The 25,391-nt window shown below is 72.7% G+C and carries 20 protein-coding genes and 1 pseudogene; 13 read left to right on the top strand and 8 right to left on the bottom strand.

Annotation, left to right across the window (positions count from 1 at the left end; all coding sequences use genetic code 11):
* The first annotated feature begins 149 nt into the window (after nucleotides 1-149).
* Nucleotides 150-563, top strand: coding sequence for a PPOX class F420-dependent oxidoreductase (locus tag Q5762_RS18155; RefSeq protein ID WP_315893180.1), 414 nt, complete (start codon nucleotides 150-152; stop codon nucleotides 561-563).
* Here the strand turns inward: Q5762_RS18155 and Q5762_RS18150 are convergent.
* The 3 genes from Q5762_RS18150 to rsgA all read right to left on the bottom strand — a co-directional run bounded on the left by Q5762_RS18150 (nucleotide 535) and on the right by rsgA (nucleotide 3,877).
* Complete coding sequence (locus Q5762_RS18150; protein ID WP_315893179.1) at nucleotides 535-975, bottom strand: GNAT family N-acetyltransferase; 441 nt, start codon at nucleotides 973-975, stop codon at nucleotides 535-537. The two genes, Q5762_RS18155 and Q5762_RS18150, sit on opposite strands and share 29 nt — an antisense overlap.
* A 4-nt stretch (nucleotides 976-979) precedes the next feature.
* On the bottom strand, nucleotides 980-2,377 hold the full coding sequence (locus Q5762_RS18145; protein WP_315893178.1) for an AlkA N-terminal domain-containing protein: 1,398 nt from the start codon (nucleotides 2,375-2,377) through the stop codon (nucleotides 980-982).
* Between the two features lie 309 nt (nucleotides 2,378-2,686).
* Complete coding sequence (gene rsgA, locus Q5762_RS18140; RefSeq protein WP_315893177.1) at nucleotides 2,687-3,877, bottom strand: ribosome small subunit-dependent GTPase A; 1,191 nt, start codon at nucleotides 3,875-3,877, stop codon at nucleotides 2,687-2,689.
* A gap of 447 nt (nucleotides 3,878-4,324) precedes the next feature.
* Here rsgA and Q5762_RS18135 point away from each other — a divergent pair, with 447 nt between their 5' ends.
* Genes Q5762_RS18135 through Q5762_RS18120 form a run of 4 tightly spaced genes read left to right on the top strand, consistent with a single transcriptional unit; the run spans nucleotide 4,325 to nucleotide 11,047 of the window.
* A complete protein-coding gene (locus Q5762_RS18135; protein ID WP_315893176.1) occupies nucleotides 4,325-5,287 on the top strand; it encodes a hypothetical protein in 963 nt (320 codons plus the stop codon).
* Between the two features lie 29 nt (nucleotides 5,288-5,316).
* On the top strand, nucleotides 5,317-8,085 hold the full coding sequence (locus Q5762_RS18130; protein ID WP_315893175.1) for a helicase HerA domain-containing protein: 2,769 nt from the start codon (nucleotides 5,317-5,319) through the stop codon (nucleotides 8,083-8,085).
* Nucleotides 8,082-10,181 (top strand): hypothetical protein, encoded by a 2,100-nt coding sequence (locus Q5762_RS18125; RefSeq protein WP_315893174.1) that lies wholly within the window; start codon nucleotides 8,082-8,084, stop codon nucleotides 10,179-10,181. Before Q5762_RS18130 ends, Q5762_RS18125 begins: the two co-directional genes overlap by 4 nt.
* The gene (locus Q5762_RS18120; RefSeq protein WP_315893173.1) at nucleotides 10,178-11,047 is read left to right on the top strand and encodes a hypothetical protein; all 870 of its coding nucleotides are present in this window, start codon (nucleotides 10,178-10,180) and stop codon (nucleotides 11,045-11,047) included. Before Q5762_RS18125 ends, Q5762_RS18120 begins: the two co-directional genes overlap by 4 nt.
* 389 nt (nucleotides 11,048-11,436) lie before the next feature.
* On the opposite strand, the pseudogene Q5762_RS18115 reads toward Q5762_RS18120, so the two are convergent.
* Nucleotides 11,437-11,725, bottom strand: a pseudogene (locus tag Q5762_RS18115) (GTPase RsgA); the annotation flags it as partial.
* 64 nt (nucleotides 11,726-11,789) lie between these two features.
* Entirely contained in the window at nucleotides 11,790-12,848 is a 1,059-nt protein-coding gene (locus tag Q5762_RS18110) for a helix-turn-helix domain-containing protein (protein ID WP_315893172.1), read from the bottom strand.
* Between the two features lie 149 nt (nucleotides 12,849-12,997).
* Between Q5762_RS18110 and Q5762_RS18105 the strand changes: the two genes are divergently transcribed.
* Complete coding sequence (locus Q5762_RS18105; RefSeq protein WP_315893171.1) at nucleotides 12,998-13,504, top strand: hypothetical protein; 507 nt, start codon at nucleotides 12,998-13,000, stop codon at nucleotides 13,502-13,504.
* Nucleotides 13,505-13,580: 76 nt separating this feature from the next.
* Entirely contained in the window at nucleotides 13,581-15,062 is a 1,482-nt protein-coding gene (locus tag Q5762_RS18100) for an SPFH domain-containing protein (protein WP_315893170.1), read from the top strand.
* On the opposite strand, the gene Q5762_RS18095 is transcribed toward Q5762_RS18100, so the two are convergent.
* Entirely contained in the window at nucleotides 15,017-16,132 is a 1,116-nt protein-coding gene (locus Q5762_RS18095) for a molybdopterin-dependent oxidoreductase (protein WP_315893169.1), read from the bottom strand. The genes Q5762_RS18100 and Q5762_RS18095 overlap by 46 nt on opposite strands.
* A gap of 143 nt (nucleotides 16,133-16,275) precedes the next feature.
* Between Q5762_RS18095 and Q5762_RS18090 the strand changes: the two genes are divergently transcribed.
* From Q5762_RS18090 to Q5762_RS18075, 4 genes are all read left to right on the top strand, one after another.
* Nucleotides 16,276-16,620, top strand: a complete 345-nt coding sequence (locus tag Q5762_RS18090; RefSeq protein ID WP_315893168.1) for a CU044_2847 family protein — start codon at nucleotides 16,276-16,278, stop codon at nucleotides 16,618-16,620.
* A complete protein-coding gene (locus Q5762_RS18085; protein ID WP_315893167.1) occupies nucleotides 16,617-18,563 on the top strand; it encodes a trypsin-like peptidase domain-containing protein in 1,947 nt (648 codons plus the stop codon). Before Q5762_RS18090 ends, Q5762_RS18085 begins: the two co-directional genes overlap by 4 nt.
* A 68-nt stretch (nucleotides 18,564-18,631) precedes the next feature.
* On the top strand, nucleotides 18,632-19,798 hold the full coding sequence (locus Q5762_RS18080) for a hypothetical protein (RefSeq protein ID WP_315893166.1): 1,167 nt from the start codon (nucleotides 18,632-18,634) through the stop codon (nucleotides 19,796-19,798).
* A gap of 87 nt (nucleotides 19,799-19,885) precedes the next feature.
* Nucleotides 19,886-20,284, top strand: a complete 399-nt coding sequence (locus Q5762_RS18075) for a VOC family protein (protein ID WP_315893165.1) — start codon at nucleotides 19,886-19,888, stop codon at nucleotides 20,282-20,284.
* Here the strand turns inward: Q5762_RS18075 and Q5762_RS18070 are convergent.
* Both Q5762_RS18070 and Q5762_RS18065 read right to left on the bottom strand, forming a co-directional pair.
* Nucleotides 20,221-20,958, bottom strand: coding sequence for a helix-turn-helix domain-containing protein (locus tag Q5762_RS18070; RefSeq protein WP_315893164.1), 738 nt, complete (start codon nucleotides 20,956-20,958; stop codon nucleotides 20,221-20,223). The genes Q5762_RS18075 and Q5762_RS18070 overlap by 64 nt on opposite strands.
* 28 nt (nucleotides 20,959-20,986) lie before the next feature.
* Nucleotides 20,987-22,102, bottom strand: coding sequence for a YihY/virulence factor BrkB family protein (locus Q5762_RS18065; RefSeq protein ID WP_315893163.1), 1,116 nt, complete (start codon nucleotides 22,100-22,102; stop codon nucleotides 20,987-20,989).
* 17 nt (nucleotides 22,103-22,119) lie between these two features.
* Here Q5762_RS18065 and Q5762_RS18060 point away from each other — a divergent pair, with 17 nt between their 5' ends.
* Nucleotides 22,120-23,757, top strand: a complete 1,638-nt coding sequence (locus tag Q5762_RS18060) for an acyl-CoA dehydrogenase family protein (protein WP_315893162.1) — start codon at nucleotides 22,120-22,122, stop codon at nucleotides 23,755-23,757.
* Nucleotides 23,758-23,990: 233 nt separating this feature from the next.
* A complete protein-coding gene (locus Q5762_RS18055) occupies nucleotides 23,991-25,310 on the top strand; it encodes a GAF domain-containing protein (RefSeq protein ID WP_315893161.1) in 1,320 nt (439 codons plus the stop codon).
* The last annotated feature ends 81 nt before the right edge of the window (nucleotides 25,311-25,391 follow it).

Genomic DNA, 25,391 nt, shown 5'->3' with positions numbered 1-25,391 from the left:
TCTGGACAAAGACCGCCGACCAGATCCTCGAATCGCTGGCCTCATACTGCCGACGAATTACAGACTCAGGACACTAGGACCACGGCCGCCCCGCAACCTCGGTCGGAGCGCCGATGCGCGGGGCCGGGTCCGCGCGTGATGCTGGCCGTATGAGGGATTTCGAGGGCTTCACCGACGCCGAGCTCGGCTACCTCCGGACGCAGCGGCTGGCCCGGATGGCCACGGTCGACCCCACGGGCCAGCCCCAGGCCAATCCGGTCGGCTTCTTCCCGCAGGACGACGGCACGGTCCTGGTCGGCGGGCTCGCCATGGGCCGCTCGAAGAAGTGGCGCAACCTCCGGGCCAACCCCAAGGTCGCCCTGGTCGTCGACGACCTGGCGAGCGTGCGGCCCTGGCGGGTGCGCGGGGTCGAGATCAGGGGCGTGGCCGAGCTGCTGGTCGGGCCGCACGAGCTCGGCCCGCACTTCAGCGAGGAGGTCATCCGGATCCACCCCCGCCGCATCCACAGCTGGGGGCTCGCGGAGGCCTCCGCGGCTACTTCGGAAGATCGATCTGGTACCTGATGAAGCCGGTGTCGCGGGCGACCTTGTCGTACAGGCGGCGCGCGGTGGTGTTGGACGCCTGGGTGTTCCAGTAGACCCGGTCGCAGCCCTGCTCCCGCGCCCACTCCGTCACGGCCGCGATCAGGGCGCGCGCCACGCCCTGGCCCCGCGCCTCGGGGTCGGTGAAGAGGTCCTGGAGGTAGCAGACGTCCGGACCCGAGGTGCTGGGGTGGACGAAGAAGTGGGTGAAGCCGACGAGCCGGCCGTCGAGCCGGGCCACGCGCGCGTGGAGCCGGGTGCCGTCCTGGAAGGCGTTCCAGGCCCGCTCGTACAGGGCGTCGGGCTCACTGCGCCCGTAGAAGTCGATGTACGCGCGGAAGAGACGCTCCCAGGCGTCGCGGCCGCCGGGGCCGAGCAGGTCTGTGCTGATCAAGGGGTCATTGTGCCGGTACGGGTACGGGTACGGGTACGGGCTCCAGGTACCGGTGGGCGTACGAGCGCCAGGGCCGCCGGGCCTCCGTGCCCGGACGGCCCTCGGGGTCCACGTCGGGGTCGGCGAGGGCCCGCATCCGGATGAGGGCGGCGTGGGCGGCGGTGACGCCGGGGACGGCGTGCAGGGCGTGCTCGGCCTCGTCGCGGTCGGCGCCGGGGTCGAGGCGTACGGCGCCGGTGGCGAGCGCGGCGGCGAGCGGGCCGGCGTCGGGGTGGGCGGTGAGTGCGGCGGGCTCGGGGAAGAGGTGGGTGAGGGTGCCGCAGGCGGTGTCCAGGGGCGTGCCGTGGGTCAGGACGAGACGGGCCGCCTCGTCCGGTCCTGCCACGGTCCGCAGCGCGAACTCCTCGGGGTCGGCCGCGCCCGGCGACCGTACGCCGGGGCGGGCGGCGACCCGTTCGGCGAGGGCGGGGTCGGGGTCGGCGCCGAGGTGCTCGGTGACGGCGTAGGGGTCGGCGTCCAGGTCGAGGAGGCGGCGTATCCGCTGGACGGCGGTGGTCAGGTCGCGCAGGTCGGTGAGGTGGACGCGGGCCTCCAGCCAGGGCCCGGCGGAGCGCTCGTCGACGGAGACGAGGCCGGTGCCGTACGGGAGGCGGAGCGTACGGCGGTAGGTGCGGGCGCCGGGGTCGCCGAGCACCTGCTCGACGCCGGGCAGCGCCTCGGCGGCGAGCAGGTCGAAGACCTCGCGGGCGGCGTACGGGCCCCGGTGGGCGAGCCGCAGCGGCACCCCGGCGGCGAGCGCGGTGCGGTGCGCGGCGCTGGTCCCCGTGCCGTTGCCGGACTCGGTGCGCAGGGCGGTGGGGGTACGGGCGTAGATGCGGCGGATCGTGTCGTTGAACTGGCGCACGCTGGCGAAGCCGGACGCGAAGGCGATCTCGGTGACGGGCAGCCCGGTGGTCTGCAGGAGCAACCTGGCGGTGTGCGCCCGCTGGGCGCGGGCGAGGGCGACGGGGCCGGCGCCGAGCTCCGCGGTGAGCTGCCGCTGCACCTGGCGGGCGCTGTAGCCGAGCCGCCCGGCAAGCCCGGGCACGCCCTCGCGGTCGACGACGCCGTCCCCGATCATCCGCATGGCGCGGCCTACGACGTCGGCGCGGACGTTCCACTCGGCGGAGCCGGGCACGGCGTCGGGACGGCAGCGGCGGCAGGCGCGGAAGCCGTGGCCTTGGGCGGCGGCGGCGGTCGGGAAGAAGGTGACGTTCTTGCGCTTGGGGGTGACGGCGGGGCAGCTGGGGCGGCAGTAGATACCGGTCGTCTCGACGGCGAAGAAGAAGGCGCCGTCGAAGCGGGCATCGCGGCTGCTGACCGCTTCGTACCGGCGGTCCTGGCTGGTGTCCTGATCCGTCATGTCTTCCAGTGTGCGGGAGCCGCGGGCACCGGACTGGCGGTTTTCGGACGCGACGCTCCCCCGGAGCCGCAGTCGCCCCTGCCGCCCCGTGTGGGCAATCGTCCCGCAGGGGCGATGGGGCCCCTGCTCGAGCGAAGCCGAGAGCTTGGGGGAGGGTGGGCACACGGGACGGCGCCCATGCGGGCGCCTCCCGCACAAGCGCCCCTCCCGCCCCCGGGTGCCGTCGCGCTGCAAGGCCCTCGAAAAAAGGCGGGTGGGGAGGCCGGACGCCGCCCCGCCCGAGGAGCCGGGCCGGGGCGGTCGTCCTCGCTACCAGCCCGAGTGCCGCGCGCGGCCGCCCGCGCCGCCGCGCTTTGCCTCCATTGCCGCGCGGCCCTCCGCGCCCTTGCGCTTCCAGTCCTTGAGCATCTCGGACCGCAGGCGGGCGTCGGTCTTGGCGACGAGGCGCTGGTTCTCGCGGAGGAGCTTGCGGTAGCTCTCCAGCCGGCGGACCGGTAGGGAGCCGTCCTCGACCGCCGCCGTCACGGCGCAGCCCGGCTCCGCCTCGTGGGCGCAGTCCTGGAAGCGGCAGTCCCCGGCCAGGGCCTCGATCTCCGAGAAGACCTGGCCGACGCCGGTCTCGGCGTCCCAGAGCCCCACACCCCGCAGACCGGGCGTGTCGATGAGGACACCGCCGCCGGGCAGCACGAGCAGGTTGCGCGTGGTCGTCGTGTGGCGGCCCTTGCCGTCGATGTCACGGGCCGCCTGGACGTCCATCACGTCCGCGCCGAGGAGCGTGTTGGCGAGCGTGGACTTCCCGGCGCCGGAGACCCCGAGCAGCACGCTCGTGCCGCCCGCCACCAGTGCGCCGAGCACGTCGAGCCCCTCGCCGGTGGTGGAGCTGACGGGCAGCACCTGCACTCCGGGAGCCACGCTCTGCACGTCCTCGACGAGGTACGAGAGCACGACCGGGTCGGGCACGAGGTCGGCCTTGCTGAGCACGACCAGCGGCTTGGCCCCGGACTCCCAGGAGTCCGCCGACGTACGCAGCAGCGCGTCACCGCTCGAACTGGCCATCGCAAGCGCGAGGAACCGCTCGATCCGCCCGAGGTCGAGTTCGACCGCGAGCGACACACAGATGACGATGTGATCGATGTTGGTGGCCAGCACCTGGCCTTCGGAACGCTTGGAGGACGTCGACCGCACGAAGGCCGTACGGCGAGGGAGGATCGTGCGCGCGTACCGCGGATCACCGCCCTCGGGATCGACGGCGACCCAGTCCCCCGTGCACACGACCTTCATCGGGTCATGGGGAACTACGAACTCGGTGTCGGCCCGGATGACGCCGGCGGGGGTGGCGACATCGCACTGGCCACGGTCGACCCGCACGACCCGGCCAGGGACCAGACCCTGCGCGGCGTACGGAGCGAACTCGGCCTCCCAGCCCTCGTCCCAGCCGTAGGCGGCGAGGACGTGCTGAGCATCAGAAGTGGAAGACGTGTTGGGCGAAGCGTTGAACAAGGGGAACCCTTCGAAGGGTGGCCCCGGCGGCGCGCTCTGAGCGCGGAAGTCGAGTGGGTGTCAGCCGGAGACCACAGGGGTGGAAACGATGAACTCCTGAATGCGGGCAGCGCCCGTCACCATGACAGTCATCAATGTCCTCACCTCCTGCTTCTTCTCAACGAACCAACACCGTGCCTTGGAACGAGCAGAACGATAGCCCTACCCCAGGCACGGCACCACCGATTAAACGGACCTCGCCCGCACGACGCCTGCAGCCGACGGACGGACCGACGTCACGCCGCGAGTCGTGCAGGATCCTGAGTCCAGCTGCTCCCGCCGACGGCGGCTACGCCGGAAAGCCGCTCCACCGAACACCCCTGACGATCACTCTGTTCACGGACAGTCAGATCGCTGGGTTAGGGTGTGCAACTGCCTTTACCTGCAGGTGAGAACGGGGAACTGAGGATGCTGAACGCTGGACAGACGGGAGGACCCGTCGACTGGGCGGCCTCCGGTGCGGTGGGCCCGAACGCCGCCTACCGCAACCAGACACTGCAATACGGCGACGTCGAGCTGAACTTCGATGAAGCAGTCGAATTCCAGACCATCAAGCAGTTGTGGTTCCAGGCGTTCGCCGCCTCCCTCTTCGCCTTCCTCCTCTTCGGTCTACTGCCCTCGATCTTCTCCGGGGAGTTCCCGGACGGGATGGACACCGGGCTGATCGTGTCGATCATCGTCTTCTGGGTGGTCCTCCTGTTCGCCCGCCTCACCGAGCCCATCTCGGAGTGGAAGACCCTTCTGGAGGAGAAGGCCGCGGCCTCCTCCTCCGCCTACGCGACGATCTACGGCGCGCTGAACCGACGCCGCATACCCGTCTCGGCCGTGCCGGCCCGTATCCGCAGTGACATCACGCCGGAGGTCGTGCACAACCGGCTGGTCATCACCAGCGGCCGGTACGTGGCCTATGTGACGGTCTTCGCGTACGGCACCAGTCTGTACGTCGGCTGGACGATGTGGCGCAGCCGTTCCGGCGCGGTGATCATCGGGCACTTCATCAAGGACATCATCGGCGGCTTCCTGGGCCGCACGGGGAACGTCATGCAGATGCTGCGCACCGAGCGGGCGCGTGCCATGCGGGAAGCCGTGCACTCCGCGACACGCGAGGGCGTGGAGGTGGCCGTCCAGGGCATCGAGGTGCCGCTGGCCTCGACCTTCGGCCAGGAGCCCCCGATCCGGTCGAGCGCCTCGGCGCCGCCTGCCCCGCCGGTTCCGCCCGCCCACACGCCGTCCGCCCACACGCCGTCCGCCCACACGCCGCCCGGCCACACCCCGTCGGGCTACATACCGTCGGGGCACACTCCGCCGGCTCCACCCTCCCCGCACGTACCGCCGCAGGGCCCGAACGCCGGGGGCTGGAACCAGCGTTGAGTTCCGCAGAGACGTTGACGACAGGTGTGTTGACGGTCTCCGACGGGACGACCGTATGGGCCTGGACGGCCGTACGCATCGACGCCGCCGCCGACCTCACCGAGACCCAGGAGTACGCGGACCTGTCGGAGGTCGAGCGGCGGGTCAAGGCGGTCGCCGCCGAGACCGCCTGGCTGACCGGGCAGTGGGACACCGCCCACGGGGAACGCATCGAACTGCGCTACCTCACCGACCCGTCCGAGCGGCGGATCTCCTGCGTCCTCCTCGGCCGCGTCTCGGCCCCCACCCTCGCGGCGGCAGAGGCGGCCGCGCTGGCGCTGCGTACGCGCCTCGCCGCGCTACCCCGCCATGTGCACGCCACGCCGATCGAGGAGCGGGACGAGGTGGCCCGGCTGCTGGCGCCCTTCACTCCCGAGCCTGTCGCGGGGCTGGCCGAGATCCGCAAGCGCTACCGCACCGGCCTTCCCAACCGTCCCGACGCGGGGGTCCGGTACTACCTGGCCCCGCAGCCGTTCACTGCGTCCGCCCCGCCGTGGGACGCGCTGTGGCAGGCGCTGGCCGGGCATCCGTACCCGGTCATGCTGACCATCGGCCTGGAGCCCTACGTCGTACCGGACGATCTCGGCCCGCTGCTGCACCGTATCGCCACCCAGTACGGACGGCTCGGCACCCCCGGGCAGCTGCCGGACGGCCTGTGGTCCCCGGGTTCCCAGCTCGCCGCGGACGCATTCGCCGTGGACGCCTCCCGTGTCTACGCCGATGCCGCGCGCCGCTACACCGGCCGCGCCTTCCGGACCCGTATCGCCCTGGCCTCGCCCGCCCCCCTGCCCGAATCCCTGGCCGAGCTGGTCGGCGCAACTGTGTCCCCGCAGGAGCGGGCGCGCGAGGAGGGCGTCCTCACCGAGACGTTCACCGGTCCCGCCCACAGCGTCGTGTGGCCGGGACCTGCGGAACTTCCGGCAGCATGGCAAGGGCTGACCACTTTGGAGCAGACCCGCTGGGGCGGCGACCACTGCTGGCGCCTGCCCGAACCGCTCTCGCCGCCGCTGCGACTGCTCGCCGATCTCGTGGACGCCCGCGAGGCGAGTGCCGCCTTCCGCCTGCCGCTGGCCGTGGTCGGCCACATGGCGGGATTTCCCGTACGCCGCCCGGGGATCGCGGGCGAGACCGCCTACCGGGCCGACGGTCCGGCCATCACCCTCGGCAGCCAGCTCGTCAACGACACCCCGGCGGGACCGCTCGGTATCGGCCTCGACGACCTCACCCGTCACGCGCTTTTCGTCGGCACCACCGGCTCCGGAAAGACCAACACGACGCTCGCCTTCTGCGAGCAGCTGTGGCGCGACCACCAGGTTCCCTTCCTCGTCCTGGAACCGGTCAACTCGGAGCTCGACGACTACCGATGGCTGGCCACCAGGCCGGGTTTCGAGGATCTCGTGGTCCTCACCGTCGGCGACGAAAGCACGGCGCCGCTGCGCCTGAACCCCTTCGAGGTCCCCACCGGGGTCAGGGTCAGCACCCATGTGGCCGGACTCATGGCCTGCTTCGACGCGGCGTTCGGTCTGTGGGACCCGCTGCCGAGCATTTACAACCGGGCCTTGCGCGCCACCTACGCGCGCAAGGGCATCGTCCCGACGGACATCGCGGGCCCCGCCCACGACTGGCCCACCCTGCGGGACTTCATCGGCGAGATGCGCAAGCAGTGCGAGCAGCTCGACTACTCCGGTGAGGTGCGGGACAACATCATCGCCGCCTCCCGGCTGCGCGCCGAGTCGCTCGCCGAGGGCGCGTGCGGCAGCACCCTGGACGTGGCCCGCTCCTACCCGGTGGACGAACTCCTGCGCCGACCGGTGGTCGTCGAACTCGCCGCGGTCGGCGACAACGAGAAGGAACAGTCACTCGTCACGGCGCTGATCCTCCAGACGATGACCGAGTACTACAAGGCGAACCGCGCCGGAGGCGGCCTGTCCCACGTCACTGTGATCGAGGAGGCGCACCGGCTGTTGGGCCGGCCCGTCGGCCAGGGTGGTGACGCCAAGGAGGGCAATGCCCAGGCCCGAGCGGCGCAGGCGTTCGCCAATACCCTTGCCGAGAACCGTAAGTACGGTGAGGGCGTCGTCATCGTCGAGCAGGTGCCGGGCAAGCTGGTCGAGGACGCGTACAAGAACACCAACCTCAAGGTCATGCACCGGCTGCCGTCCGCGGCCGACCGCGAGCTCATCGGCGGCACCATGCGCTTCTCGCCGGACCAGGAGCGCTATGCGGCGAGCCTGGAGCCGTTTCAGGCGTTCGCCCACCACGACCGGATCGACCGGCCGGCGCTGATCGCGGTACCCAACGTGCGTGCGCTGGCGGCGCGGGAGCAGGGCGTGTCGCGGGCCCCGCTGGCCACATCGACCCAACTCGCTGCTCGCTTCCAGGAGTTCGCGGCCGAAGTTCCTTCGGTGTCGGATGCCATCGCGCCTTTCGCGGACTGCGAGGGCTGCGCCCACCGCTGCTCGTTCCGTTCCCGCGCGAGTACGGCGGTCTGGCCGGAGCATGCGACGCAGCTGAAGGAGCGGGTAGCCAAGTACCCCGCGTCCAAGCCGGAACGGGCCGAGTGGTGGAGTTCCACGGCGCGGTGGGTCGGTGACGTGGCGGACGCGGTCCCCCTGCCCGAGCCGGACGCGGACGCGGAAGCCCTGGCGGACTACCGCGCCTGCGTCTTCATCCACGTCGCCCGCTCCGCCTGGCAACGCAAAACGCTTCCTTGGGTCCGCCTCTACCGCACTCACACCTCCATAGAAACCGACGCATGAGCGAGCGCCGCACGGAACAGGAGGCCCCGCCGACGACCGCGGCAGCCCCGGCGGAGGCTCCGGATCCGGCGGACGCTCCGGATCCGGCGAGGGCGATGGATTCGACGGCGGCCGTGGAAGCACCGGCGCCGACGGACTCCAGCGACGCGCCGGCTCCGGGTGATGCCGAGGATGCGCCGACTCCGGGTGACGCCAAGGACGCGCCGGCACCGGCGGATGCCGAGGACGCGCCGGCACCGGCTGAAACCGCACAACGGCTGATACCCGTCGAGGCCACGAACGCACGGGATCTGACCGAGGCCCCGGACCCTCTGGATCAGGCAGAGCCTGGTAACCCGAGCGAAGAACCGGTCGGCTTCGAGCGCTCTGAGTCGCCATCGGCCGTCGAGGCCACGGCGCTGGACGAGGCACCCCCGCCTCCAGAGGCACGCGACCTCGACGAAGCCCCGGTCCCATCGGTTCTGCCGGAAGCGTCGGTCCCGGCGGAGTCGACGGATGCGCTGGAGCCCCCGAAGGCGGCTGAACTCGTGGAGACGCCAGATCCGCGGGATGCCGTGGACACCGCGGAGGCGCCGGACCCGGAGAGAGTCGCGGGGGCGACGGACCTGCCTGAAAGCTCCGCGACGGAGAGCGCCCCCGGCTCCGCGCAGTCTGTCGAGGCGCCTGACCCGGACGAGCTGGAGACGACGAGGGACCAGGAATCGCCGGAGCGGCAAGACGGCTCGGAGGAGCCGGAACAGCTGGAGAACGCGGAGGAGTCCGCGGCGGCTGAAGAGCCGGACGACTCCGCTGAGCAGGCCACAGCTGGTCCGGAACTCCAGGATGCCGTGGAGGAATACGGCGAGTCGGAAGCACCCGGGGCACCCGGAGAATCGGCGGAGGTGGCAAAGCCGCGCGACTCCACGGAGGAGGACGACTCACCCGAGTCCGCCAAGCCGGCCGAGCCCAAGTCCGAGTCCGAGCCTTCCGAGGAGCCCGCCGAGGGCGAGGAGCCGGCAGTGCCGGAGAACTCCGGCGAACCGGCGAAGCCGGACGACGACCTTCCCGAACTGGAGCTGGAACTCAAGCCCTACGACGACTCCGTGCCGTACTCGGCCGCGTACGCCGCATCACTCAGCACCGAGGAGCCGGACAGGGCGTCCAAGAACGCGTCGGAGCTGCCGCACAAGAAGGGTGACGTCGAGGGCTCCCACGAGCCGGAGCAGACGGACGCGGGCGTTCCTGAGGAACTGGGAGCGCTATCGGGAGACGCCTCCGAGGTGCCCGCGCCTGAGGCTGCGGCGGAGCTTGTTCCGGAGCAGGCCGAGGCTGCCAAGCTGCCTGCGGATGCCTTGGGCTCGGTTGATGAGGCTTCGGAGCCGAAGGCCGAGTCGGAGGGCGACGCGGCTGAGGGTGAAGCCGAAAAGTACGGCAACGACTCACTGCGCGACGGCCCCAACTACCAGGAGGAGATCGACGACCAGCTGGGGGCACGCGGCCTGGACCGCTCCGAGCATGACAAGCTCCGGCTCACCCGGACCAACGAGCTGAGCGAGGCGCAGGCCCGCGAGGTCGTCGGGGTCCGTGACGCGATCAAGCTCGACGAGGGTCGTATGGTGACCAAGGTAATCACACCCGACACCATGCAGGCCTATCTGGACGGCGCCACGGAGCTCGGCGGGGAACCCTTCAATCCCGGCGAGTTCCGCGGCTCCATCGCGCGCGGCTCCGACACCGCCGAACTGCGCAGCATGGACCAACTGCGCGACGGGCTCGCTCTTGACGATGGCGGGGCCGGCTGGACTCCCGTCCCTCCGGGCGCGTCCGAGGCGTACCAGCTGCGCTTCCCGGCACCGCACGACATGCGTGCCGATCCGAGCCTCGGCTCTGTCGGCGACCAGCGGCTGGCCAACCACGTCGCCGGCATGGCCGGCCAGAGCAAGGGACGGGCCTGGCGTGACCCGTTCCTCGGCACTGGTTACACCGGCGGGGGTATCCCGGAGTGGATCGCCGAGTCCACCGGCTTCCCACACCATGCTGAGATTTGGCGTATGGACGCCGACGGTACCGAAGAGGCCGTCGGCTTCTTCGACAAGAACGAAGGACTGTGGAAGTGACTATTGACCCTGCGAGCCACCCCTTCCCGGTCAAGGGCGAGGTCGCCGTCTTCCACGGTGAGCTCTATCGGGCCCGCGGCGCCGTGGGGCTGTGGCCGTGCGTCGAACTGCTGCCCGAGCCCGGCCGCCTCGCACCCGAAGGTCTCGCGCCGCGCGAGGCCGCCGACGGGTCGGTGGGATACCCGGTTCCGCCGGAGCGCCTCGAAGCCTGGTACGCCGTGACGTGGACCTTCCGCTGGCACGGCGAGCTCTTCGAGTGCGCCGCGGCCGCGGCCGCCACGCTCACGGGCGACTATCTCGGCTCCGACGAACACTTCGCCAAGGAGCACCTCAAGCGCCGGGGCATCCGCTACCGCGGCGTCTTCCCGCGCGACGAGGTCACCGAGCTGGAAGAGCACCGTGAGGATCTGCTCCAGCCTCTGCACGTCCTGGTGCGGCGTCTGGCCGAGGTTGACCATTTCCGCCCCAAGGCCTACGCGGTCCACGGCGGCCGGACGTATCCGGCTGCTGCCGAGGCCGACGCGTCGGGCCTCATCGCGCTGACCACCGGGGATGACCAGCCTGAGGATCTTGTCGCTGATTCCCGGGACCCGGGCGCCGGGCGCTTCCTGGCGGCTCCGGAGCAGTTGGACGCCTGGTACCGGACCCACTGGACCTTCCGCTGGCGGGGCGGCCCCTTCGACGCTGTCGGTACGGTGGACGGCAGGATCAAGGGCGTCTACACAGGCGGCAGCTGGGGCTTCGCAGACAACTTCCAGCTGACCGACGAGTCGGATCCCGGCCACACCCGGTACACGGTCACGGCTGCCCTCAAAAGCGTCACCGACCTCGAACGGCACCGCACCGACCTACTGGCCGACCAGTAGCCGAGGCCCTGGCGGCCTGGGGTCGCAGGTTCACGTCGAGCGAGGAAGGTGACCTCCGCACAGCGCGCTCGCAGACAGCCGGCACGGTTCCGGCGCTGAAGGACGCGGTGTCGGCGGGAGGCTGGGAGCAGCTGTCCGGCTGCCGAGAGCGCTGAGGAAAGCTGAACGCTGGGCCAGGGCTTGGCCTTTCAGGGCGTCATTTCAAGAGCTCGCGAAGGGCGGCGATATCGGCCTGGAACCGGTGGTCTTGGGAGTAGCCGCGTCGGAGGAGGAGCTCTGCAAGGACCGGCGCTCTCCTGCCGCGGGGGGCGTCGTGGCGCCGGGGGGTGATGTGGGCGGGCCGAGTCGCTGCTGACCGAGCGGGGTGATTCGGTGGTCCAAACGCACACACTCTCCCAGACCAGCGCCAGGAAGCGCTCGATGCGCCCGAGGTCCAGCTCGACGGCGAGCGAGACGGTGATGATCGCGTGGTCGACGTCGGCGGCGAGGATCTGGCCCTCGGACCGCTTGGACGACGTGGACCGCGCGAACGCCGTGCGGCGCGGCAGCAGGGTCCGTACGTACCCGGGGATCGCCGTCCGGGTCGACGGCGGCCCAGTCGCCCGTGCTGACGACCTTCAGCGGGTCGCGGGGCACGACGAACTCGGTGTCCGCCCGAAGGCTGCCGACGGGTGACAGCCATCGGTCACACCTCCAGCCCCGCCCGTCCGGTCGCGCGAGCGGTTTTTCCGTCCGCCCCTCGTCAGTCCTCCGCGGCCGGCCAGCCCAGCAGCCGGGCGCCGATCACCGCGGTCTGCAGGGTGTAGCGGTGGCCCGGGTCGGCGGGGTCGGCGCTGGTGAGGGTGTGGATGCGTTCCAGACGGTACGTCAGGGCCCGGACGCTCAGGGCGAGTCGGCGCGCCGCCTCGGTGGCCACGCAGCCGCTGTCGAAGTAGGCGGCGAGCGTGTCCAGGAGCGGCTGCGCGCCGCCGCGGGCCTCGCGCAGCGGGCCGAGGACGCTCTCCACCAGGTCGGCCATGGCCTGCCGGTCCCGGGTCAGGACCGGGTAGACCAGCAGGTCCGCCGCGTGCAGCACCGGCCCGTCGAGGCCCATGCGCGCGGCCAGGTCGAGGGCGTTGAGGGCCTCCTCGTAGGAGTGGACGACTCCCCCGGCGCCCTGGTGGGAGCGGCCGATGGCCACCCGGCCGCCGCCGGTGAGCGCGTAGGCCTGCTTGGCGAAGAAGGCCAGGACGTCCGGCTGGTCGCCGGGCGCGACGCAGATCAGGCGGCCGTCCTTGGTGGCGAGCAGGATCCGCCGGTTGCCGAACCGGGCCAGCATCGACTCCTCTATCCCGCGCGCCACCGGGTAGCCGTCCCCGTACGGCTCCGGGCCCTGGGCCACGGCCACGGCGTGGGCCTGGGAGAGTCGGAGGCCGAAGCGTTCGGCCCGCTCGGCGAGCCGGCCCAGGTCACTGCGCCCGTACAGCAGGTCGTCGATGAACTCGCGGCGCGCCGCCTCCTCCTGCCGTACGGCCTGGTGCTGGGCCCGCTCGTAGCCCTCGGCGAAGGCGTCCACGACCTGCTCGACCACCCCGAGCAGCAGCCGTGCGTCGCCGGTCGACAGGCGGGGCAACACGTCCTGGGCGGCGGTCAGGTGCTCCCGTATCAGCTGTCTGAGGCCGAACCCCGCCTCCGCGGCCCGTTCCCCCTGCACCCGCCGGGACTCCAGTTCGGCGCGGTTCAGCCGGCGGCCGGTCGCGCAGGCGTCCAGCAGGATCTCGGCGTACCCCGTCACGTACTCGTCCGTCCGCTGCCGGCTCATGTGGCCCCCCGGGTCTTGGCGCGCCCATGATGTATGGGCGGCATCAAGTCTACGTAAAGATTGCCGACGTCCGGCAATGAACTGATGTCCGGTCTCGTGACAGGATTCCGGTGACGGCGGAAAAGCACGGCACGAGGAAGGCGGGGGACATGACCTGGTTTCTGGGTCTCGGCATCTTCGGTCTGGCGCTGCTCGTCCTGTCCCTTGCCCTCGACGGGGTGGTGGAGGGGGTCCTCGACGGTGTCGGGGGCGGGCTGGACGGGTTTCTGTCGTTGCCGGTGATCGCCGGGTTCGTGTCCGCGCTCGGGTTCGGGGGCGCGATCACCTGGGGGGTCACCGGTACGGGGGCGGGGGTCGCCACCGGTGCGGGCGTGCTGTCGGGGGGCGTCGTGGCCTGGCTGACCTGGCGGTTCAGCCGGATGCTCATGCGCGACGGCGACGCGGCCGCACCGCGCGGCGACGATCTGACGGGCAGTTCGGGCGCGGTGGTCACCGCGATCCCGGCCGACGGCTACGGCGAGGTGCTGCTCTTCCTCGCCGGGCAGCCCGTGAAGTACGCGGCCAGGTCGGCCGCTCCGGTGCCGCGCGGCGCCGAGGTCTGGGTCGAGTCGGTGCTCTCGCCGACGTCCGTCGCCGTCCGCCAGGTCGAGCGCTGAGCCCTCGGCACCGCGTGGCGACCACCACCGCCCCGTCCATCTGTCTCGTTTCGCATCACATCAAGGGGAGTCGGTCATGGGACCTGTACTCACGGCTGTGGTGGGCATCGGCGTACTCGTCGTCCTGCTCGCCCTCGTCGTCATCACTCGCTACAAGGTCGCCGGCCCCAGCGAGGCGTTCATCATCACCGGCCGGCGCGGCAAGCAGTCCACCGACCCGGCCACCGGGCGGGTGTTCACCGACAACAGCGGGCAGAAGGTCGTGGTCGGCGGCGGCGTCTTCGTCGTCCCCTTCGTCCAGCAGAAGTTCACGCTCGACCTGTCCAGCCGGCACATCCCGGTGGCCGTGCGCGGCGCGGTCACCCTGCGCGGGGTGAAGGCGAACCTGGAGGGCGTCGCGATCGTCAAGGTCGGCGGCACCGAGGACTCGATCCGGGCCGCCGCCCAGCGCTTCCTGATGCAGCAGAACGGGATCGTCGGCTTCACCCAGGAGGTGCTGTCGGGCGCGCTGCGCTCGATCGTGGGCCGGATGTCGGTGGAGGACATCATCCGCGACCGGGCCGCGTTCGCCGGGCAGGTCGCCGAGGAGGCGGAGGCGAGCCTCTCCGGGCAGGGCCTGGTCCTGGACGCCTTCCAGATCCAGGACATCACCACCGAGGGCTCCTACCTGGAGGACCTGGGCCGGCCCGAGGCCGCCCGCGCCAAGCAGGAGGCGGACATCGCCGAGGCCGTGGCGCGCCGGGCGGCCGAGCAGGCCCGGCTGAAGGCGGAGGAGGAGATCGCGATCGCGCAGCGGACCCTCTACCTCAAGCAGGCCGAGATCAAGGCGCAGACCGACGAGGCGGCCGCCCAGGCGAACGCCGCCGGTCCGCTCGCCGAGGCCGACCGCCAGCAGCAGATCCTCGCCGAGCAGGAGAAGGTCGCCGAGCGTCAGGCCGCGCTGACCGACCGCCAGCTCGACACCCAGGTCCGTAAGCCCGCCGACGCCGCCCGCTACCAGGCCGAGCAGGAGGCCGAGGCCCGCAGGATCGCCCTGGTCAAGGAGGCCGAGGCCGACGCCCAGCGCTCCCGTCTCACCGGTGAGGGCGAGAAGGCGCACCGCGCGGCGCTCGCCGACGCCGTACGGATCGAGGGCGAGGCGCAGGCCGCCGCGATCGCCGCCAAGGGCTCCGCCGAGGCCGAGGCCATGCGGAAGAAGGCCGACGCCTTCGCACAGTACGGCGACGCCGCCGTCCTGCAGATGCTCGTCGAGGTCCTGCCGCAGGTCGTCGCGAAGGCGGCCGAACCGCTGTCGGCCATCGACAAGATGACGGTCATCTCCACCGACGGAGCGAGCAAGCTCTCCCGCACCGTCACGGACAACGTCGCCCAGGGCATGGAACTCCTCTCCTCCACCACGGGAGTCGACCTCGCCCAGCTGCTCCAGGGCTACACGCGTAAGCAGAGCGCGGCGCGGCCGGCGGTCGACGACGGGGCCATCGCGATCACCGAGGGGCCCGAGGTGTCCGGGGGTCAGACGACGACCACCTCGACCGAGGCGACGGCGTTGCAGCCGTAGCCCTGGGCGTTCCACGGGGCGCGGTCCGGCTGGGTGGCCCCGTGGGTGTCGGTCGCGCGGGCAAGCAGCCGGTACCGGCCGGGGCGGCGGGGTGTCCACGGGTACGACCAGCCCGTCCAGGCGTACGGACCGGTGGGCGGCTCCAGTCCGGCGTCGTGCCACTCCGCGTCGGGGGCGCCCTCCCCCGGCCCTGTGCCGTCCTCGTCCTCTGCCCGTACCTCGACGCGGCCCACGCCCCGGCCGCCGCCCGACCAGGCCCTGCCGCGCACGACGGTCTCCGTCCCGCGCCGCAGGGCCTCGTCCTGTTCGGGGACGGTGATGAGCGACTTGACGCGGATGGCCCCGACGGGCCCGTCGGGGGTGCCGTTCGAGGCGATGTACACGTACTCCTCGGTCTGGAAGACGCCGGTGAAGGGCACGGTGACCGCCCGGGCCCCGACCAGCCACTTCACGTCGGCGACCGCGTACCGGCCGGGGACCACGAGCCGGACCGGGGCGCCGTGCCGGGGCGTGAGCGGTTCGCCGTTCAGGTGGGTGGCGAGGAGCGTGTCGGGGTGCAGGGCCTCGGCGAGCGGCAGGGCGCGCTCGAAGGCGGCCGGCCGGCCGTGGACGCGACCGGTGTCGGCCCCGGTGAAGACGAACTCGACGGCCGCCGGGTCGACGCCGGCCCGCTCGGCGACCAGGTGGAACGGCACGCCCGCGAACCGGGCGCAGCCCACCGCCCCGAGCTCCCAGGGCAGGCCGGGCGGGCGGGGGGTCATCAGGGCGCGCCCGTTGCCCGCGCACTCCAGGACGACGTCGAGCTCGCGCCGCCCGGGCCGGCCGAGGGCGATGAGCTGCGCGTAGTCGAGGGTGAGCGGCTTGGTGACGGCTCCGTCGACGCGCAGCCGCCAGGCGGCGGCCTCCGTCGGCGGGACGCCGAAGTGGTCCCGTACGAAGAGCGCGCCGGCGGGCGTCACCGGCTCCGCGAGCGCGGCCATCGGCGTCTGGGCGTTGTACGGCTCGGTGGTCACCGTCTCGGGCGTCCAGGTAGTGGCCCCGGGCCCCTGAGGAACGGCCGATGCGCTCATGCCGCCACCTCCGTCGGGCACGGTCCCGATCCCAGGTTACGTCCGGGCGGTCCTGGCCACCCCACGAGGCGGTTTCGCTGACATGGACGCGACCGTCGGACAGAATGGTGGGTGATCCAACTGATCCATCCTCGGGGGTAGTTGTGAGCACACTGATGGAGTTCACCACGGAGAGCGGCGCGCAGGTCATGGTGGAGGCGGACGGCCCCCAGCCCGGCGCCCGGCTCGTCTCGCGCGGCGGGAACTCCCTGGTCCAGGCCGGGCGCACGCTCGACGAGGCGCTCGTGGGCATCCGGTCGGCGGCCGAGTCGGCGCTCACCGTCTTCCGGGAGGGGGCGCTCAAGCCGGACGGCGTGGAGCTGGAGTTCGGCGTGAAGCTGACGGCGGAGGCGGGCGCGGTGATCGCCAAGACGTCGGTCGAGGGCCATCTGACGGTGAAGCTGTCCTGGGCGCCGAACGGCGCGGGCGCGGAGGCCGGCACGCGGTGAGAGGTTCTCCCGCCTGGCACGTCCGGGTCGAGCACGAGGGCACGATCGCCGGGTCCGGCTTCCTCGTCGCCGAGAGCACGGTCCTGACCTGCGCCCATGTCGTCCAGGGGCGCGACCGGGCGATGGTCTCCTTCCCCGGCGCCCCCGGTCTCGGCGTGGTCCCGGCGCGGGTCGCGGAACGGGGCGCCTGGGCGGGCGGCGGGACGGACCCGGGCGATGTCGCGGTGCTTGCCCTCGACGGCCCCGCCCGGGTCGAGCCGGCCGTCTTCGCGGAGCCGGTGGAGCCGCTCGGCGACGGCGGTCCGGACCGCCTCGTCGCGTACGGCTTCCCCTTCGGCTACGACGAGGAGGGGGCGCAGAGCGAGCTGCGTGTCACCCACGACCGGCTGCTGATCGGCGGGGAGTGGAGCCAGGTGGAGTTCTGGCAGGCGTACGGCCAGGAGCCCTCCCGCGGGTTCAGCGGAGCGGCCGCCATGCGGGCGGACAGCGGGGATGTGGTCGGCATGATCTCCGCGTACGACCCGGTCACCCGCAACGGCCGGATGATCCCGGCCCGGGTACTGGCCCGGCACCTGCCCGCCCTGGGCGAACTGGTCCCGACCCCGGGCTGTTCCGCCAGGGAGAAGCGCTGGCTGCGGGAGCTGGTCGACCGGGTCGGCACTCCGCCGCGCCCGGTGGACCGGCTGCTGAACGCGGCGACCGGCCCGCTGGGGCTCGCCCCGTACGCGGCACGGTCGAGCGGCCTCTGGGCGGGCGTCTGGTACCTGCTCACCGAGGCGCCGCCGCGCCCGGGACGCCTGCCGCTGGCCGAGCTCACCCTGCGGCTCGCGGACCTGGTCGAGGACCCGGACCTGGGGCGCGAGCTGCGGGCCTGGTCGCGCGAGCACCGCTCCCGCCACCAGGGCTCCGCGCACGGCACCCCGGCGGCACGGGGCGACGGCCCGAGGCGAGGGGACACCGCGGACGACGGCCGGCGGCGACGGGACACCGTGGGCGACGGCCGGCGGCGACGGGACACCGTGGACGACGGCCCTGAGCGAGGGGCCACGGTGGACGAGGGCCGGCACGATCACACCCGGGACGGCGATGCCGCGTGCGGGGGAACGGGGGCGCGGTACGGGGCCGGCCCCGCGGCCACACCCCCGTGGGCTCCGATCCTCGTCGAGATCCGGCGCAGCGGTGCGGACCGCAACGCCGTCATCGCGGAGGTCTCCGTCTACCGGGACGGCGACCGGCTCCTCGTCAACGAGAAGCCGGTCACCACCGCGCACGTCCGCGCGTGGGTCCTGGACCGGATCGACGAGGCGTACGACGAGATCGGTGACGGGCGCCCGCTCATCGCCTTCGCCCTGCCGCGCGACTGGCTCAACCGGCCGGTCGATCTGTGGACCAGGAGCAAGGGCAAGGAGGCCCCGCTGGGCTGCAATTCGCCGGTCGTCGTGATGGATCACGACCGGCGCGGCAAGGCCCGGCTGCAGTTCGAGCTCAAGCGGATGTGGGCCGAACTCGACCTGCAGGACGGCTCCGCGCTGCACCGCGTCGCGTGCTCCAGCACCCAGCGGGGTCCCCAGCTGTCCGTCCTGCTCCAGGACGTACGGGGTCCCGTGGGGTTCGCCCGACCGCCGAAGACCGCCCGTGACCGGGAGTTGCACGGCGCCGCCCTGAACGCGCCCGCGCCGATCGTGATGTGGCCCCGCACCGGCTGCCCGCCGGGCGGGCCGTGCTCGGGGAGCTGCACCGGTGCCGGGTTCCTCGACCGGATCGCGGAGCGGATCTCGCGCCTGCCGCCGACCGAACTGCCGGACCTCGTCTTCCGGTTGCGCAAGGAGGCGTTCCTCCACGAGGGCCCGGAACCGCACTGGGCCGCCGAGCTGTCCCTCGTCTGGGAGGACCCGCGCCAGTTCCCCGAGGTCCGCCCGATGCGGCGGTCCCCCGTCGGCTGAACGACCCTCCCCGGACGTGCACCACCCCAGCAGAACGCCGAACGACTCGAAGAACGGAAGCTGCCCCGATGTCCCTGTGGCCCGTCTACACCGGATCGAGCGAGCCGCACGACGGCATCGACGCGCTGCCCGCGCCGCCGCCGTGGCGGGCCTTCGACGGCGGGCCCGCACTGCCGCAGTCGCCCGGGACGGACGCGCGCGGCGGCTCGCCCGGCGGCATGCACCGGGCGCAGACGTACCGGCCCACGGGGGAGACCGTCCAACTGGTCAACGCGGCCCTGTATCTGCGCCGCCCGCTGCTCGTGACGGGACCGCCGGGCAGCGGCAAGTCGAGCCTCCCGTACGCCGTGGCACGGGAGTTGGGGCTGGGCGGGGTGCTGCACGAGCTCGTCGAGCGACGGGACTCCCTCGACCGGCCCGCGGAGGCGTCGCCGGGCTGGCTGATGATCAGTCAGCCGCACGCCGCTCCGCGCCTCTCGGCGGAGCACGAGGAACTCGTGGCCGAGCTGGCCCGAGGGATTCTCGGCGGTCCGCGGGGCCGGCCGCCGGGCCGGGGAGGCCGGGGCCTGGTCCGTACGCCGCTTCCTCCGAGGAACTCCGCCGAGTTCGTGGTCGAGTGGGCGGTCGACACGTTCCCCCGGGCTCTGGCGCGGCAGCTGCCCCCGGACGCCCTGTCACAGGTCCGGCTGAACGTCGTCGTCCACGAGGACTCGGAGGCGGCGGCGAGTGCGCTCGGGGACGCGGCGGGCGTGCAGGTCGCGGACGCCGGGCGGAACGTCCTCGTGGTGACGGTCCTGATCTCGCACGGCCTGCGGGCCCGGCTTCCGCGCGCGAGACAGCGCGACTTCGGCCGGATCACGGCGACGGCGGGCGGCTGGCAGCACGTGGTGGTCGTGGAGCCGCCGGGCGGGGACACGGACGGCGCGGCGGACCGGCCGGCTCTGCCGTCGGGCGCGGAGACTCCCTTCGAGGAGGCGCCGGAAGCGCAGCCGGACCGCGGCCGCGGCTGGCTCTCCGGCCTCGCCGCCCGCCTGACCGGCGGCCGGGACGAGGACGAGGACGAGGACAAGGGCCTGCCCAAGGGTCTGGGGCCAGTGATCGAGAATTCCGGCACGGTGGTCGGACCCGAGCTCGCCGGCGCTCCCGGTACGGACCCGAGCGAGAAGACCGAGAAGTACGGGGACTGGCACTGGCCCGACGGGATGGGCGGGACGGAGACGAATCGCCCCGGCTAGAGGCCCGACCAGAGGCCCTACGCCATCGCCCCCCACGGCGTCCGATTCGTACAAGACCGCGTATCCGCCCCTGCCTACCGTGGGTCCATGAACACACCACGACTCGACGTCATCGGCCTGATCGTCTCCGACATGGCCTCCTCGCTCGCCTTCTACCGGCGGCTCGGGCTCGACCTTCCCGCCGACGCCGACACGCAGCCGCACGTGGAGGCGGCTCTGCCCGGCGGGATGCGGATCGCGTGGGACACCGAGGAGGTCATCCGGTCCTTCGATCCGGGCTGGACCCGGCCCGCGGGCGGCGACCGGATCGGGCTCGCGTTCCGCTGCGACTCGCCCCGGGAGGTGGACGCCACCTACGAGGCGCTCGTCGCGGCCGGGTACCAGGGCCATCTGAAGCCCTGGGACGCCGTGTGGGGCCAGCGCTACGCCGTCGTACTCGATCCGGACGGCCGCGGGGTCTCCCTCTTCGCCCAGGCCGACGCGTAGGCGGAGAGCGTCGTCCCGGCAAGGGCCCGGGTCTCGCGGGCCAGGTGGGCCTGGTCGGCGCAGCCGGCGCGGAGTGCCGCCTCGGCGTACGGGACGCCTGCCCGGACCAGGGCCAGGGCACGCTGGAGCCGGAGGATCCGGGCCAGCGTCTTGGGCCCGTAGCCGAACGCGTCCAGCGAGCGCCGGTGCAGCTGACGCGCGCCCAGGCCCACCCCGTCGGCGGTCTCGGCGACGGGCCGTCCGGCGGCCAGCTGCCGGGCGACGGCCCGCATCAGCGGGTCGGGGGCCGGTGCGTCCGCCGCCCGGCCGACGGCGAGGGCCTCCAGGGCGGCGGCCGGGTCGGGCGCGGCGGTCACCCGCCCGGCGAGCCGCCGGGCCCGCGCCTCGCCCCAGAGGTCGCCCAGGTCGACCCGCCGGTCGCGCAGGAGGCTCGCCGGTACGCCGAGCAGCGCGGGCGCGTCACCGGGTGCGAAGCGGAGTCCGGCGTAACGGCTCGGGCCGCCCTCGGGGACGTACGCGACGGTGTCGGGTCCGGCGACGAACAGCCGGCCGTCGTGCCACAGCAGGTCCATGCAGCCGTCGGGCAGCACGGGCACCGGTGCGTCGGCCACGGGCCCGGGCGTCAGCGTCCAGACGAACGCGCCGTCGAGCAGCGCGGGACGTTCCTCGTACACCCCTCCGAGGGTAGTTCCCGGACAGGCCCTAGTCCTTCTCCCAGCCGGAGTGCAGCCGTGACTTGACGTCGTCCGGGGGCAGGAAGCGCGACCAGCGTTCGGGGAACTCGGACGGCATGTCGGGGTCGTCCTCGTCCACGTCGTCCGCCTCCGCGCGCAGCCGGGCGACGAGGTCCGCGGCCTGGGCGACGCGGGCGCGGTCGCTGGCCTCGCGGGCGGCGGCGGTGGCGACCGAGGGCCAGACCCGGTCGATCGCCGCGTTCACCGCCGCGCCGACGAGCACGGCGAAGGCGGAGATGCCGATCCAGAGGAGGACGGCGATGGGGGCGGCGAGGGAGCCGTAGATGGTCGGGCCCTCGACCTGGCTGGTGAGGTAGATGCGCAGCACGAAGCTGCCGAGCACCCACATCCCGAGGGCCATGAGCGCGCCCGGGATGTCCTCGATCCACGGCGATCTGACGGGCACGGACACGTGGTAGAGCGTGGTGAGGAAGGCGATCGAGAGCAGGATGACGACCGGCCAGTAGAGGACGGAGACGACCTCCGTGCCCCACGGGATCAGCTCCACCACCCGGTCGGGGCCGACCACGGCGAGCGGCAGCACGACCGCGCCGATGAGCAGCGCCACGATGTAGAGCAGGAAGGCGAGGAGCCGGGTCTTGACGATGCCCCGGTGGCCGTCGAGGCCGTACATCACGGTGATGGTGTCGATGAAGACGTTCACCGCGCGCGAGCCGGACCACAGGGCGATGGCGAAGCCGAGCGAGACGAGTTCGGGGCGGGTGCCCCCGGTGACGTCGTCCAGGACGGGTTTGGCGATCTCGCGGACGCCCCGGTCGGAGAGGACCGTCCGGGCGGCGTTGAGGATGTTCTCCTCGATGCTGGCGACCGTGTCGGTGTTGGTCCAGTCGTCGGCGTAGCCGAGGAGGGCGATCAGACCGAGCAGCAGCGGGGGCAGGGACAGGAGGGTGAAGAACGCGGCTTCGGCGGCGAGGCCGAGGATGCGGTACTCGATGCACGAGTTGACGGTGTCTTTCAGGAGCAGCCAGACCATCTTCCGCTTCGAGACGTTGCGGTAGAGGACTCGCGCCCGGTGGAGTCTGCCCCCGGGCCGCCGCTCGGGTGTTTCGTTTGCTGCCTGCACCTCCTTACCGTATCGGCATGGCAGCCAGCACCCACACCGTGACCAACCAGCCTCCGCCCCTGGTGGGATACGACGTCTTCTCGGCGGACCGGGCGCTCGCCGAGGCGGTGGAGCGTCACCTCGCCCCGGAGCTCCTCGCGGAGGCACGCCGGGACCTGGCGGACTTCGGCCGGGCCGCCGGTTCGGAGCAGGCGCGGGAGTGGGGGGAGCTGGCGAACGCGTACCCGCCCCGGCTGCGGACGCACGACCGGTACGGGCACCGGATCGACGAGGTCGACTTCCACCCCGCCTGGCACCGGCTCCTCGGCCGGGCGGTGGGCGCCGGGCTGACGGACGCCTGGGGCCGTCCGGGTGGACATGTGCGGCGGGCGGCCGGCTTCTTCCTCACGACCCAGATCGAGGCGGGGCACGGCTGCCCGCTGTCGATGACGCACGCCGCCGTGCCCGCGCTGCGGACGGACCCGGCGCTGGCCGCCGTCTGGGAGCCGCTGCTGACCTCGCGGGTGTACGAGCAGGGGCTGCGGCCGCCGGCGGAGAAGGCCGGGGTGCTCTTCGGGATGGGGATGACGGAGAAGCAGGGCGGCAGCGACGTACGGGCGAACACGACGGAGGCTCGGGAGCTGGACGAGGACGGCACGTACGTCCTCACCGGGCACAAGTGGTTCTGCTCGGCGCCGATGTCGGACGGCTTCCTGGTCCTGGCACAGGCACCAGGGGGCCTCACCTGCTTCCTGGTGCCCCGGGTCCTGCCGGACGGGACGCGGAACGCGTTCGCGGTCCAGCGGCTCAAGGACAAGCTCGGCAACCGGTCGAACGCCTCCGCCGAGGTCGAGTTCGACGGGACGACCTGGGCGCGCCGGGTCGGGGACGAGGGGCGCGGGGTCCGCACCATCATCGGGATGGTGGCGGCGACCCGGCTCGACTGTGTGCTGGGCTCGGCGGCGCTGATGCGGCAGGCGGTGGCGCAGGCCGTGCACCACGCCGCGTACCGCCGGGCGTTCGGCGGGGTGCTGATCGAGAAGCCGCTGATGCGCAACGTCCTGGCGGATCTGGCGCTGGAGTCGGAGGCGGCGACGGTCCTCGGGATGCGGCTCGCGGCCGCGTACGACACGGGCAGCGAGGCCGAGCGGGCGTTCGCGCGGATCGCGGTGCCGGTGGCGAAGTACTGGGTGACGAAGCGCTGTACGCCGACGGTGGCGGAGGCGCTGGAGTGCCTGGGGGGCAACGGTTACGTCGAGGAGTCGGGGATGCCCCGGCTGCTGCGCGAGTCGCCGCTCAACTCGATCTGGGAGGGCTCGGGCAACGTCCAGGCGCTGGACGTGCTGCGGGCGCTGCAGCGTGAGCCGATGGCGCTGAACGCGTTCCTGATGGAGGTCGGGAAGGCGCGGGGCGCGGACCACCGGCTGGACGGGGCGATCAGGGGGATGCTGACCGAACTGGCCGACCTGGACGGCATCGAGGGCCGGGCGCGGCGGCTCGTGGAGCGGATGGCGCTGGTGTTGCAGGGGTCGCTGCTGGTGCGGTGGGCGCCGGCGGAGGTGGCGGACGCGTTCTGCGCCTCGCGGCTCGGCGGCGACTGGGGCACGGCGTTCGGGACGCTGCCGTCGACACTCGATCTGGGGACGGTGGTGGAACGGGCGCGCGCGGAGGTCTGAGCCGGGACTCGTCCGGGAAAGCGGTGGGTGGTGCTGCGCCGACACGGCACCACCCTCCGCTCGCACCACCCTCACGCACGAGAGCGGTTGCGGCCAGAGTTGCAAAGGGTTGCAGGATTACCGGAATCGCGCTCTACCGGGTCGCACCGGACGGCACGATGGGCACCAGACTCCGGAATTGCGCAGAACCGATACAGCACCGCTGCGGCAGCGAGGGTGGCTGGGAGAGACCGATGAAGAACACTCAGCTGAACAACACTCGGCTCGACATGAACCGGCTCGCCTCCATGGACGCCGCCCAGGCCAGCCGGCTGCTGCACCGGGTACGGGACGAGACGCTGGCCGGCCGTACGCCGCCGATCGCTCCCCGGCCGGTCATCGACGCCTCCTGGCAGCGGATGTTCCGGCTCGGCCTGGACCCGGACCAGGGCACCAGCAGTGTGCTGCTCCAGCGCGACGAGCTGGAGCAGCGGCGCCGGACGACCGTCCTCGGCGAGGTGATGCGCACGCTGAGCACGATGCTCGCCGGGATCGCGGACGCCTCGATGCAGATCATGGTGGTGACCGACGAGCAGGGCCGGGTGCTGTGGCGGGAGGGCAACCTCTCGGTGATGCGGAAGGCCAACGGCATCTGTCTGGAGGAGGGCGCGGCCTGGACCGAGCACACCACCGGCACGAACGCGGTGGGGACGGCGCTTGCCATGGGGCGGGCCGTCCAGGTCCACTCGGCGGAGCACTACGTCCACACCCTGCACAACTGGACCTGCGCCGCCGCCCCGGTCCACGACCCGCGCGACCAGCGGCTGCTGGGGATCGTGGACGTGAGCGGCCCGGCCACCAGTTTCCATCCGTCGACGCTCGCGCTGGTCGGTTCGGTGGCCCAGCTCGCCGAGGCGGAGATGCGCGACCGTCATCTGCGGTCGATCGAACGGCTGCGTTCGGTGGCCGCGCCGATCCTGTGCCGGGTGGGCGGGCGCGCGGTGGCGGTGGACGCGCACGGCTGGACGGCGGCGGTGACCGGGCTGGCCCCGGTGGACCGGATCGCGCTGCCGAAGTCCTTCCGCGCCGGCCGGGTGTGGCTGCCGTCGCTCGGGATGTGCGCCGTGGAGCCGCTGCCGGGCGGCTGGCTGCTGCGGGTCGAGGACGGGCAGCGGGCGGGGGCCTCGGCGCCGGGCGCGGAGGCGGCCAGCCGGGTGGTCCTCGATCTGAGCCGGCCGCGCCGCCCGTCGGTGGCGGTCTCCGGGGCGGCGGGCAGCTGGTCCCAGGAGCTGAGCCCGCGCCACGCCGAGCTGCTGTACGTCCTGGCGCTGCACCGGGACGGGCGGACGGCGGCGGAGCTGGCCGAGGACGTGTTCGGTGACCGGACGAGGACGGTGACGGTACGGGCGGAGATGTCGCGGATCCGCCGGAACCTGGCGAGCGTGCTCGCCCACCGCCCGTACCGGTTCAGCGAGGAGGTCGAGGTCGGGTTCGTGGGCCCGGACGACCCCGCTGACCTGCTGCCGCACTCGACGGCCCCGGCGGTACGGTCCGCCCGGCAGGCCCGCCCCTAGCCCGGCGAGCCTGCCGGCTCTGTCCACCATGCGGACACTCGGCTCACGAGGCCGTCCGCCGGGCCCCCGGGGTGAGGACCG

Origin of the sequence: Streptomyces sp. P9(2023), from assembly GCF_032436795.1 — a bacterium.
In the GTDB taxonomy this organism is placed as follows: domain Bacteria; phylum Actinomycetota; class Actinomycetes; order Streptomycetales; family Streptomycetaceae; genus Streptomyces.
Note: the sequence above shows the minus strand (reverse complement) of the source record. Positions and strands in the feature narration are given on the sequence as shown.

What these genes read in the sequence shown, in the direction of transcription:
- Q5762_RS18155 (WP_315893180.1), top strand. Translation starts at nt 150, where the DNA reads ATGAGGGATTTCGAGGGCTTCACCGACGCCGAGCTCGGCTACCTCCGG.
- Q5762_RS18145 (WP_315893178.1), bottom strand. Translation starts at nt 2,377, where the DNA reads ATGACGGATCAGGACACCAGCCAGGACCGCCGGTACGAAGCGGTCAGC.
- Q5762_RS18135 (WP_315893176.1), top strand. Translation starts at nt 4,325, where the DNA reads ATGCTGAACGCTGGACAGACGGGAGGACCCGTCGACTGGGCGGCCTCC.
- Q5762_RS18125 (WP_315893174.1), top strand. Translation starts at nt 8,082, where the DNA reads ATGAGCGAGCGCCGCACGGAACAGGAGGCCCCGCCGACGACCGCGGCA.
- Q5762_RS18110 (WP_315893172.1), bottom strand. Translation starts at nt 12,848, where the DNA reads ATGAGCCGGCAGCGGACGGACGAGTACGTGACGGGGTACGCCGAGATC.
- Q5762_RS18105 (WP_315893171.1), top strand. Translation starts at nt 12,998, where the DNA reads ATGACCTGGTTTCTGGGTCTCGGCATCTTCGGTCTGGCGCTGCTCGTC.
- Q5762_RS18100 (WP_315893170.1), top strand. Translation starts at nt 13,581, where the DNA reads ATGGGACCTGTACTCACGGCTGTGGTGGGCATCGGCGTACTCGTCGTC.
- Q5762_RS18095 (WP_315893169.1), bottom strand. Translation starts at nt 16,132, where the DNA reads ATGAGCGCATCGGCCGTTCCTCAGGGGCCCGGGGCCACTACCTGGACG.
- Q5762_RS18080 (WP_315893166.1), top strand. Translation starts at nt 18,632, where the DNA reads ATGTCCCTGTGGCCCGTCTACACCGGATCGAGCGAGCCGCACGACGGC.
- Q5762_RS18075 (WP_315893165.1), top strand. Translation starts at nt 19,886, where the DNA reads ATGAACACACCACGACTCGACGTCATCGGCCTGATCGTCTCCGACATG.
- Q5762_RS18060 (WP_315893162.1), top strand. Translation starts at nt 22,120, where the DNA reads ATGGCAGCCAGCACCCACACCGTGACCAACCAGCCTCCGCCCCTGGTG.
- Q5762_RS18055 (WP_315893161.1), top strand. Translation starts at nt 23,991, where the DNA reads ATGAAGAACACTCAGCTGAACAACACTCGGCTCGACATGAACCGGCTC.